At 69.3% G+C, this 11,060-nt stretch carries 9 protein-coding genes; 6 read left to right on the forward strand and 3 right to left on the reverse strand.

Annotated elements, in window-relative coordinates:
• The coding region (locus M0R80_28670; protein ID MCK9463612.1) for a 1-acyl-sn-glycerol-3-phosphate acyltransferase at positions 1–1,294 on the forward strand (1,294 nt) is incomplete at its 5' end.
• Between the two features lie 7 nt (positions 1,295–1,301).
• Here the strand turns inward: M0R80_28670 and M0R80_28675 are convergent.
• On the reverse strand, positions 1,302–2,324 hold the full coding sequence (locus M0R80_28675; GenBank protein ID MCK9463613.1) for a hypothetical protein: 1,023 nt from the start codon (positions 2,322–2,324) through the stop codon (positions 1,302–1,304).
• An 88-nt stretch (positions 2,325–2,412) separates the two neighbouring features.
• On the opposite strand from M0R80_28675, the gene M0R80_28680 reads away from it, so the two are divergent.
• Positions 2,413–3,531, forward strand: coding sequence for a DUF4388 domain-containing protein (locus M0R80_28680; GenBank protein ID MCK9463614.1), 1,119 nt, complete (start codon positions 2,413–2,415; stop codon positions 3,529–3,531).
• A gap of 9 nt (positions 3,532–3,540) precedes the next feature.
• Here M0R80_28680 and M0R80_28685 read toward each other — a convergent pair whose 3' ends face one another.
• Positions 3,541–4,611, reverse strand: a complete 1,071-nt coding sequence (locus tag M0R80_28685; protein ID MCK9463615.1) for a GTPase domain-containing protein — start codon at positions 4,609–4,611, stop codon at positions 3,541–3,543.
• 231 nt (positions 4,612–4,842) lie between these two features.
• Here M0R80_28685 and asd point away from each other — a divergent pair, with 231 nt between their 5' ends.
• From asd to M0R80_28700, 3 genes are read left to right on the forward strand one after another with little or no spacing between them, the layout of a single operon-like run.
• A complete protein-coding gene (asd, locus tag M0R80_28690) occupies positions 4,843–5,691 on the forward strand; it encodes an archaetidylserine decarboxylase (protein MCK9463616.1) in 849 nt (282 codons plus the stop codon).
• A 21-nt stretch (positions 5,692–5,712) separates the two neighbouring features.
• Positions 5,713–7,449 (forward strand): methyltransferase domain-containing protein, encoded by a 1,737-nt coding sequence (locus M0R80_28695; GenBank protein ID MCK9463617.1) that lies wholly within the window; start codon positions 5,713–5,715, stop codon positions 7,447–7,449.
• Entirely contained in the window at positions 7,449–8,486 is a 1,038-nt protein-coding gene (locus M0R80_28700) for an LptF/LptG family permease (protein MCK9463618.1), read from the forward strand. Before M0R80_28695 ends, M0R80_28700 begins: the two co-directional genes overlap by 1 nt.
• On the opposite strand, the gene M0R80_28705 is transcribed toward M0R80_28700, so the two are convergent.
• The gene (locus M0R80_28705) at positions 8,473–10,503 is read right to left on the reverse strand and encodes an OmpA family protein (protein MCK9463619.1); all 2,031 of its coding nucleotides are present in this window, start codon (positions 10,501–10,503) and stop codon (positions 8,473–8,475) included. The two genes, M0R80_28700 and M0R80_28705, sit on opposite strands and share 14 nt — an antisense overlap.
• A gap of 227 nt (positions 10,504–10,730) precedes the next feature.
• On the opposite strand from M0R80_28705, the gene M0R80_28710 reads away from it, so the two are divergent.
• The coding region (locus M0R80_28710) for a hypothetical protein (protein ID MCK9463620.1) at positions 10,731–11,060 on the forward strand (330 nt) is incomplete at its 3' end.

Here is an 11,060-nt window from a genome sequence, read left to right on the forward strand (position 1 = left end):
CCAGGAGGGTTACGCAATCGAGGTGTTCATCGAGGGTGGGCGCTCGCGGACCGGGAAGCTCCTGCGGCCGAAGCTCGGGATGCTCGAGATGGCGCTCAAGGCGCTCGCCGTGACGCCGCGGCGGGACCTGGGCATCCTGCCGACGTTCATCGGGTACGAGCGCGTCATCGAGGAGCGGTCGTACGTCAGCGAGTCCGAGGGGCAGAAGAAGAAGGCCGAGGGCGTGAGCAACCTGCTCAGCGCGCCGAAGGTGCTGTTCCACAGGTACGGGAGGCTGAACGTGCGGGTCGGGGAGTTCTTCGCGGTCCAGGCCGTGCTGGACGAGCGGGGAGTGACGCGCGAGCAGCTAAGGGACGGACAGGTCCGGCGGGAGATGGCGCAGGAGATCGGGCTGCGCACGCTGCGCGAGATCAACAGGAACACCGTGGTCACGCCGAGCGCCGTGCTCGCGACGGCGCTGCTCGGGCTCCGGGGCAGGCGAATCGCCAAGAACGCGCTCGTCGACCGGGTGCTCGAGCTCGTCGAGTTCCTCGCGGCGCAGGGCGCGGAGCTCGATCCGATGGTCGCCTCGTGGTCGGAGGGCGACGACGGGCGGGGCGCGGTCGACCGGACGATCGCGGCGTTCGTGCGCGGCGGCCGGATGCGCGTCGTGACCGGGGACGGGGAGAGCTTCGAGATCTCGGAGGGGCAGCGCCTGCCGCTCGACTACTACAAGAACAACATCATCCACCTGTTCGCGCCGTCGTCCATCGTCCTCCTGTCCCTCCTGCGCGCGAGCGCCGCGGGCGCGACGGAGGAGTCGATCCTCGAGGACGTCACCTTGGCCTGCCGGCTGTACCGCTGGGAGTTCCTGTGGCCCGAGCCGAGCGAGGAGCGGGCCGCGGCGGAGGTCCTGGCGATGGTCCGCGAGGGGTTCGGGCCGCTCGTCGCGCGCGGGATCGTCGCGGAGCGGGGAGGGCGGTACGAGGTCGCGGACGCGGCGCGCGCCGCGGCGATCGCGGACGTGTTGCGAAACTACCACGAGGTCTACCTCTCGGCGCTCCACGCCCAGCGCCAGCGCGTGCTCGGCGAGGCGGCCGGCGATCCGGCGCGGCTCGTGCGGCTGCACTTCGAAAAGGCGGTGGCCGAGAAGCGGTACGTAAAGCCCGAGGGCCAGTCGCGCATCAACGTCCAGAGCGCGCTCCAGTCGTGCAAGGATCTCAAGCTGAACCGCCCGCCGGCCGACGAGCGGCCCTACGACGAGGGCGGCCTCGGCGATCGCCTCATCAAGCTGCTCGAGTCCGCGCTCGGCTGATCTCCGCTCAGAACCGCAGGTCGAGCGCGAGCCCGCCGCCCTGCGGCGAGGCCCAGGGCGCGAAGGCGACGAGCTCCATCTCCGGCTTCTCGCGCTTCGGCGGATTCGGCACGAGCGGGCGCAGCAGCCCCAGGTCGCGCTTGCCCTTGGAGTAGGCGCGGAGCGAGAGCGCGAGCGTCGCGAAGGTCGCCCCGTAGCCGACGATGGTCACGGCCATGAACCCAATCGTGAGGAACAGCTCGCCGAAGCCGGTCGCCATGCAGTTCGGATCGCATTGCTCGCCGTCATGGTCGTCCCAAGTCCATGGCTTGAACCCGGCGAGCAGAATGGTCGTTGTCCCCGCGGCGAGGATCGCCGGAACGACGATCGCGATCATACGGCCGCCGCGCATCCGCTTGTCCGCCTTGAGGTACATGTAATCCGCGAACGAGTACTTGGAGATCACGCCCGACGCCCGGTACTCCGCGTACGCCTCGTCGCAGTTGCGTAGGAGCGCGCGTTCCACCTCGATCAGATCCTCCTCCGGCGAGCCGAATTCGCCGAGCGCCCCGGCGACGAGGTCGCGCGCGCCCGAGACGACGAGCGCCCGCGGAGACGGCTCGGAATAGGGAAGCAGGGTCAAGCCGGAGAAGACCCGCTCCTCGCCGGTCTCGACCACCACGGCGCGCAGCTCGGTCTGAAGCCGCGTGCCCGCGTGGAGGTTCCTGATTCGGATCAGGAGCAGCAGGTCGAGCCCCAGCTTCTTGCCTGCAGCGACGCAAAGGGGCGTTGCGGGGATCTCCTTGGGCGAGGCGAGGGCGAGCAGCGGCAGGACCTTCATGGGATCGGGAGGATCGGCTCCGCGCATCCGGAGATCGCGCAGGATCGCCCGTTCGACGTCCCGCGCGAGACGCGGATCGAGGCTCCCGTCCACGACCACCGGCGCGAGCCCGGTCTTCGCCTCGGCCGCACCGGACCACGCGAACGCGAGCGCACCGAAGATCAAGGCGAGGGCGGCCTGCGGAACGACGTTTCGCATTATTGTCGGCACCGATGGATTCTATCGCGTCGGTCCGGCGCTTGTCTCGAGAAACGGCGGTGGTAGAGTTCGGAGGCCCTCTGACGACAGGAGCGTGGGAATGCCGCTTTTCGGAACCTTCGACACGATGCCGCTGTCGGATCTCGCGCAGTGGATCGCGGAGACGAAGCAGAGCGGGACGCTGATCATCACGGTCGACGCCGAAGAGACGTACCTCGTTTTCGAGGACGGAAACATCGCGGCCGTGGGCTCTGGCGGCCCCCTCACAATGGACGCCGGGCAGATCCTGCTCGCGCGGCGCGCCGTCACCGACGACCAGTTCGCAGCTGCGATGTCGGCGGCCGGGCACGAAGGGAACGCCGCGCGGGTCCTCGTCGAGAAGGGCGTCGTCACCCCCGAGCGCGTGGCGGAGCTGACGCGGGAGCACGCGTTCTCCGCCGTGCTCGATCTGTTCTTCCACGAGGAGGGGAGCTTCCACTTCTCGTGCGCCTCGGCCGCTGGTCCCCTCGCGCTCGAGGATCGCCCGATCACGTCGAGGCTGGACCGCCCGATCGCCACGAAGAAGCTCGCGCTCGAGGCGATGCGGCGCCTCGACGACTGGGGGCGGATCCGCGAGGTGCTCCACGGGAACCTGACGGTCGTCTACGCGGTCGACGGCGACTCGACGAGCGAGGTGTGGCGCGAGCTCCGCGAGTACGGCGGGCCGCTCGCGATAGGCGATCTGTGCCTGCGGCTGCGTCGGAGCCGCTTCGCCGTCTACAAGGAGCTGTACGACCTGCACGCCCTCGGCCTCGTCGGCGTGGATCCGATGACGCTCGAGGTGAGCGGAATGGCCGGGATGGGGCCGGTCGGCGTGCTCGTGGACAACGCGCGGCTGCTCGTCCAGGAGGAGCAGTTCGACGAGGGGCGCGGGGTGCTCTCCACGGCGCTGAGCCTGGAGCCCGAGAACCGGGAGGCGCGCGATCTGATGAAGCGGCTGCGCCAGGCCCAGCTCGCCTACCTCTACGAGCAGATCCCGCCGCACAAGGTGCCGATCCTCGCCGTCCCGCGCGGGAAGATCGGCGCGCTCAAGCTCACCCCCAAGGAGAACTACCTCGTGTCGCGCCTCGACGGGAAGTGGGACGTCGCGACGCTCGTCGTGGCGACGCCGCTCGGCGAGCTCGAGACGCTCCGCATGCTGAAGAAGCTGCTCCACGCGCAGATCGCGCGGTTCCGCTGAACGCGATCGTCAGCCGACGACGCGCACGCCGGCCGCCTGCATCCTGAGCTCCACGTCGGTGAGGAAGAAGGCGCAGAACAGGGCGTCGTCCAGCGTCGGCACGGTCAGGGCGATCGCCCGCTGGAACCGGACGTAGTGTCCGCCGCACGTCCCGAGCGCGAGGAGCGACTCGGCGAGGCTGCGCGCCGGGCCGCTCGCGTCGTCGACCAGCGCCCGGAGCGCCGGCTCGGCGAGGCGGACCGCGGCCGCGTGCTCGCCGGTCGCGATGTGCCGCTCCATCTCCACGACGAGATCCCGACCCGCGCCGGGCTTCCACAAGCGCGACAACGCGGTGGCCGCCGATTCCCGCCCCTCGGGCTCCGGCGCGGCCGGGGTCTCCGACTCGCGCGCCTTCATGTGGCTCTCGATCGCGTCGACGATCGCCGACTGCTCCCGCGCGGCCGCGCGCGGCGGCGGGGCGGCGGTCTCGTACACCTCTACAGGAGCGTCCGCGTCGTCCTCGGGCGGCGGCGGGGACGAGCTCCTGTCCTTGCCGTAGATCCCCTTCACCCGCAGGTCGGCCAGGACGAGCTTGGTGATCTCCTTGAGCGCCTCGAACACCCCGACGCCGCTGAGCGCGCACGTCTCGAAGTGCGGCACGCCGCGCTGGTTCAGGTCGGATTCGAGCTGCGCGACGGTGAGGATGTTCGGCACGTCGCGCTTGTTGTACTGGATGACGAGCGGCACCGTGTCGGCGTTCATCCCGTGGATCCGGAGGTTCTCCCGCAGGTTCTCGATGCTCTCGATGTTCGCCTCGTGGCGCGCGACCTGGGAGTCGGCGACGAAGACCACGCCGTCGGCTCCCTGGAGCACGAGCTTGCGCGTGGCGTCGTAGTGCACCTGTCCGGGCACGGTGTACAGCGACATCCGGACCGAGAACCCCTTGATCTTGGGCAGCTTGACCGGGAGGAAGTCGAAGTACAGCGTCCTGTCGATCCCGGTCGCGAGCGAGATCAGCTGGCCCCGGTTGTCGGGCTTGAGGACGCGGTGCATGTGCTGCAGCGACGTCGTCTTCCCGCCCAACCCCGGGCCGTAATACACGATTTTTATTCCGATCTCGTCACTGTGAAGGTTGATCGACGACATGAGCTGCCTTTCCGCCGAGGGCGCGCTGACTGGAAAAGATAGAAACGGTACGAGTTTTATGCAAGCGGCATCGTATTCGCTGCCGGCACCCCCGGGACACATCCGCGCCGACCGGCATTGAAAACCGATGCGGTAACCGCCTATAATGTCGCTTGGTTTTTCATCGAATCGCCAAAGGAGCGGAACGTGCCCCTGCACCGCCTCTTCGATTCCGGCCTCCCGGGCCAGGTGAGCCGCGCGATCGGGATCGCCGCGGATCTGCCGATCCCGCAGCGGGTTCTCGGGCCGCTCATCGGGGCGTACTCGCTCGCGGTCGGAGTCGATAGGAGCGACGTCGACGTGCCGCCGGGCGGTTTCCCGACCTTCGGCGACTTCTTCGCGCGGCGGCTCAAGGCGGGCGCGCGCCCCGTCTCGAACCGAGCGGACGCGTTCGCGGCGCCGTGCGATGGCGCGATCGCGGCGAGCGGCGAGGCGGACGGCGGCGGCTCCACGGTGTTTCGGATCAAGGGGAGCGACTACGGCGCGGACGAGCTGCTCGGCGGCTCGGGCGAGGGGGCTCGGTTCGCCGGGGGCGGCTACCTCGTCGTCTACCTGCACCCGCGAGACTACCACCGCGTCCACGCGCCGTGCCGCGGGGCGCTCACGCGGGTGCGGCACGTGCCCGGCCGGCGGTTCCCCGTCGCCCCGTGGTCGGAGAAGCGCGTCCCCCTCCTGTACCAGAAGAACGAGCGCGCGATCTTCTTCTTCGATCTCGATCCCCGAGGGGCGCTCGCTTTGGTCATGGTGGCGGCGATGGGCGTCGGCAACATCGCGTCCCCTCACGCGCCGCCGCCGGCGCCGTGTGGAGAGACGACGCGCGCGCTGTCCCCGGCGCTCGAGCTCGCGGCGGGGGACGAGGTCGGCGCGTTCCGGCTCGGTTCGACGGTGGTTCTCTTGTGGTCGGCGGGCGCGGTGAACCTCGGCGCACAGCTCTCGGTCGGGCAGCGGGTGCTGCAGGGGCAGGAGCTGGGAGCGGTCGGCACCATCGGGTCCTGAGGTCGTGAGGCTGGAGAGCAAATGAGCGAAGAACAGGACGACAGCGAGATTCTCGAGCTGACGGAAGACATGACGTCCGGGGACGCAGCCGCCGGCGCCGAGCCCAAGGAACCGGCGTCCGCGCCGCGGATCTCGAAGAGGCCGTCGAGCCCGTTCGCGCTGCTCGTCGACACGAGCGAGCAGTCCGTTCGCGAGGTTCGCCAGTCCGCGGTGGCCGAGAAGCCTGCCGAGAGGAGCGCTCACGCGCTGTCTGTCGTCCCCGTGAGCTCGCCGAACGCCGTGGTCGCCTACCCGATCCGAGAGCTGGGCGAGTCGAGCGGCAGCGGCTCGAAGCGCAGAGGGGGGCGGCGCAAGGAGGAGAAGGCGGCCGAGGAGGCGGAGCCAGAGAAGAAGATCGAGGCGGTGGAGCCGGAGAAGGCGATCGAGGCGGTGGAGCCGGAGAAGGCGATCGAGGCGGTGGAGCCGGAGCGAGCCGTCGAGGAGGATGACGAAGACGAGAGCGTCCTGGATCTGGACAGCGCGCTCATCGTGCTGGCGCCGACCGCGGGCGAGCCCGCACAGCAGGCGGAGGTTCCTGCGCAGGAGGAGCCGGCGGCGCCGCAAGAGGAGTCGCAGCCGGCGGTGGAGGCTCCTGTCGGCGCGGAGTCGATGGCCGAGACGGGGCCGCCGGCGGAGCTCTACCCGCGAGACGAGGATGGGGCGTCCGGCGAGCAGCCGGCGATGCGGGACTCCGAGATTGCGGTGGAGGCGCCACCCTCGATCGAGCACCCGTTCGACTTCGGCACCCCGGAGATGGTCTTCGACGCCGTCGATCACGAACCCGAAGCGTACGAGGAGCTCGACGACACGGAGCTCCAGGAGGAGCCCGACGAGGGTCAGGCGGAGGTCGACAGCGTCGAGATCGATCTCGCCGAGGCCGAGGATCTGACGGCGCCGATCCGCCCGGCAAAGGCCATGCCCGTCCTCCCGGCCGCAGCCCGCGGCAAGATGAAGCGACGTCGCAAGCGCACCAGCGAGTGGTGGATGCACATCTTCGACGACGACTTCATGCTGCTCGCGCGAGAACCATCGAAGTGGGGAATGCGGCGGGAGGTCGACTTCGTCGATCAGGCGCTCGGGGTCGCCCAGGGGAGCCTGGTGCTCGACCTCGCTTGCGGCATGGGGCTCCACGCGGTGGCGATGGCGAAGCGGAACTACCGCGTCGTCGGCGTGGATCTCTCGCTCTCCATGCTCGCACGCGCCGGCGAGAACGCGCAGGAGGCGGGGCAGAAGATCAACTTCGTCCACGGCGACATGCGCGATCTCGGCTTCGATCGGACCTTCGACGCCGTGTACTGCATCGGCACGAGCTTCGGCTTCTTCGACGAGGAGACCAACAGGAAGGTTCTGGAGGGCGTGCACCGCGCGCTGAAGCCGGGCGCCGTGCTCCTCCTCGAGCTCGTCAACCGCGACTTCGTGCTCGGGAGGCAGCCGAACCTGACCTGGTTCGAGGGGCAGGACGTCGTGTGCATGGAGGAGACCGACTTCAACTATATCAACAGCCGGCTCTACGTGACGCGTCAGCTCATCGTCGGCGGCGGCGTGCGCCAGGCGAGGCACGAGTTCTCCTTGCGGCTGTACTCGCTGCACGAGGTCGGCCAGATCCTGCACAGCATCGGGTTCGCCGTGAACCACGTCTCCGGCCACACGGCGACCCCGGGCTGCTTCTTCGGCGCGGACTCCGCCCGCATGATCATTCGAGCCGAGCGCCGCGCCTGATGGCGTTCCGTCAGGGGCGGCTCACGTTGTACCTCTGGCGCCTCGTCGCGGCGCGGCTCGCCGGGACCTTCGCCCTCCTGCTCGGCGTCTACGTCCTCATCGACGCGATCGAGAGCGCGTCGTCCGCGCGGCTCGCCTTCGGCGCGCTCGCCGCGGCGTACCCGTTCAAGCTGCCCATCGTCGTCGCCCACGTCGCGCCGCTCGCCTGCGCGCTGTCCGTCCTCCTCGCCTTCGGCGCGCTCAGGCGCCGCGGTGAGTGGGATGCGGCGGCGGCGGCGGGGATAGGCCCGCTCGGGCTGCTCGGCGGGCTGGTCGCGATCCCGTTCGCGGTCGCGGTCGCCGTCCTCCCGCTGGTGAACGCGTTCGCGCCGTGGTCGCTCGCGCGGTTCGAAGCGCGGACCTCGGCGCCGGCCGCGGATCCATCGGGCTCGTGGTGGGATCGGGATGCGATCGCGCTCGTCAGGTGGCGCGACGCGCGTGGCGGGCCGCGGCGCGAGGTCGAGATCGAGCGCGCCGGCGACGGGACGGTCGTCTCCTGGCGCGGGCCGTGCGGAGAGGGGGCTCCGTGCTCGTGGCGGCGGGGCGACGGTTGGAGCGCGGGGGGGGCGGCCCCTGCGACCGCGGGCGAAAGGACGCCGGCGCGCACGCCGCGGCCGGGCTCCTACGGGCTCGTCGGCGCCTCGCTCGCGTCGTCGGAGATCCGCGTCCTCTCCCGGGAGCTCGAGGAGCACGGCCGAAGCGCCGACGCGCTGCGCGCGGAGCTCGCGCTCAGGAACGCCGTCGCCGTCGGCGCGGGCCTGGTTCCCGCGCTGGCGTTGGTGCTCGCGTTCGCGCTCGGCACGGTGCGCGACACGCGGCTCGTCGGCCTGGGGATCGCGACGGCGGCCGCCTATTGGCTCGCCCTCGCCACGGCGTGGAACGGTGCCGCGCTCGGCGCGCTGTCCTCCTTCTGGGTCTCGCTCGGCGTGCCCGCCTTGTTCGCGGCCTGCACCATCGCGGTGTCGTTGCGGATCGCCGCCGGCGCTACTGCGCGGTGAAGTCCATCGAATCGCCCTCCGCGGGCGGCGGTTCGGCCGGCTTCGGCGCGTCGCCGGCGGTGAAGTCCATCGAGTCGCCGTCAGGCGCGGGCTCGGCAGCCGGCTCCGGCGCCGCGGTCGGGGGCGGTGCGGCCTTCTCGGGCTGGATGATCATGAACTCGACGCGCCGGTTCTGCTTGCGCCCCTTGTTCGTCTTGTTGCTCGCGATCGGCCTGTCCGGGCCGAACCCCACGGCCTCGAGCCGGTCGGCGGCCACGCCCTTGCCGACGAGGTAGCTCTTGACCGATTCGGCGCGGCGCTTCGACAGGTCGCGGTTGTGATCGGCGTTGCCCTTGTTGTCCGTGTGCCCCTCGACCGACACCCGGAGCGCCGTGTTGCCCTTCAGGATCGCGGCGATGATGTCGAGGATCTGGAACGACTTGTCGCCCTTGATCTTATCGGAGTTGGTCTCGAACTGGACCATCTCCTTGATCTCGATCTGGGTCTCTGTCACGACGACGAGCGACTTGCCCGTGTCCGGACAGCCGTCGTCGTCCTTGATGCCGTTCAGCGTCTCCGGCTTGTTCGGGCACTTGTCCTTCGCGTCCGGCACGCCGTCGCTGTCGTTGTCGAGGTCCGGGCAGCCGTCGTCGTCCTGGAACCCGTCCTTGTCCTCCGCGTCGTCGGGGCAGTCGTCATCCTCGTCCTTGATCCCGTCGCCGTCGTTGTCCTCGTCGACGCAGCCGTCGTCGTCCTGGAACCCGTCGACGTCCTCCGCCTTCTCCGGGCACTTGTCCGTCGGTTCCTTGATGCCGTCCTCGTCGTGATCGAGGTCCGGGCAGCCGTCGTCGTCGCGGAAGCCGTCCTTGTCCTCGGCCTCCTTCGGGCACGAGTCGTAGCCGTCCGGGATCCCGTCCTTGTCGTTGTCCTTGTCCGGGCAGCCGTCCTGATCCTCGAAGTTGTCGAGATCCTCGGGCTGATCCGGGCACTGATCGACCTCGTTGTCGATCCCGTCGCCGTCGAGATCCCACTCCGTGCCGAACGACTCCTCCTCCTTCTTCTTCTCGCCCTCGGGCGCCCACGCGCCGCCCGCGACTACCTGGAACTGCGGCGCGCCGACGCCGCTCAGGATGCCGCCGCCCGCGCCCACGTTGAACAGGAACTGCTTCGCGCGGAACCTGGCGCCGGCGAGGAAGAGGAGCGGTGCGCTCTCCATGTCCGTGAACTTCGCGGAGACGAGCGACTTCTGGCCGTAGATCTCGGCGAGCACCTCGACCGCGGGGACGATCGTGTACCCGATGCCGAAGCCGTAGGTCAGGCTGTGCCCCTGCTCGGCCGAGAACAGCTCGGACTTCTGCCGCCAGAGCATCCCGAGGTTCACCGCGAGCCGGAGGGAGCCGGCGCGGAAACCGGCGATGACGCGCGGCGCCGTGACCGTGAGGAAGCCGGAACCGCTGTAGCCGTCGCCCTGGCCGGTCCACTTCGACATCGGGAGCGTCGGGATTATCGCGGCCGCGAGCTGGAAGCCGTTCTTCCGCTCCTCGCCGAGGATGCGGATCTTCAGGTGCAACCGGATGTCGCCGATGGTGCCGTACGAGGACGCCGGGGAGTTCAGGTCGTCCTTCTGCAGGCGCTCGTCGTAGCTGCCGTCCGCCACCTGCTCGGAGATCACCTCGTACTTGTCGCCCCGCTGCCAGATGATCACGGGCAGCGCGAGCCCGACGCTGAACCGCTTGAGGAAGTTGAAGCCGGCGAGGACGTCCGCGACCATCAGGTTCTCGACGACGTTGACCACGCCGCGCTCGTCGCCGCAGTTGCCTTCCTCGTCGCAGCCGAGGATCACGAACGGCTTGTGGTGATAGGAGAGCTCGAGCCCCACGAACGGCTTCATGTCGTCGCCGATCTCGGGCCCCTCCACCGCGAAGTAGTTCAGCGGCCCCGGCGCGGGCTCGAAAAGATCGATCGCGAAGGAACTATCCTCAGGGTGTTCGGGGAGTTGCGCCGCGGCAGGGGCGGCGAACAGCAAAACGGTAAACACCGCAACAGCCCTGTAAACCCAACGGCCCATGGGATTCGTTGTTACGCGGAGTTGCATCGTTTTTCTCTCGCTGGTTGGAGCGTTGGCGCAGTATGACACGGAAGAAAAGCAGTTTCAATTGCGGATTCGCGTGAAAAGACGCCCACGGCGGCGCGGCGCGGCGGTGTGAAAAACATTTGCCGGACGCCTCAGTGGAGTAATACTTGTTCAACGAAAAAGGAGGACGCATGGAGGACCGCAAGCTGGAGGATCTCGTCAATCTCGCCATCCGGCGCGAGATCGAGGCGTACGATTTCTACGTGGGGCTCCACGACAAGGTGCAGGACGCCGCCGCCAAGGACGCGCTCGACTCCCTGGCCAAGGAGGAGAAGAGGCACCGGGCGTTCCTGGAGGAGTACAAGGCGGGCAAGCTCGGCGTGGACGCCCTTCGCCTCACGCAGGTGATCGACTACAAGATCGCCGAGCACCTCGAGAAGCCGGACCCCGACAAGGACCTGGAGAGCAAGGACGTCTACCTCGTGGCCGCCCATCGGGAGCACAGCTCCTGGGCGTTCTAC

This window comes from Pseudomonadota bacterium (assembly GCA_023229365.1).
Classification (GTDB): Bacteria; Myxococcota_A; Polyangia; order JAAYKL01; family JAAYKL01; genus JALNZK01.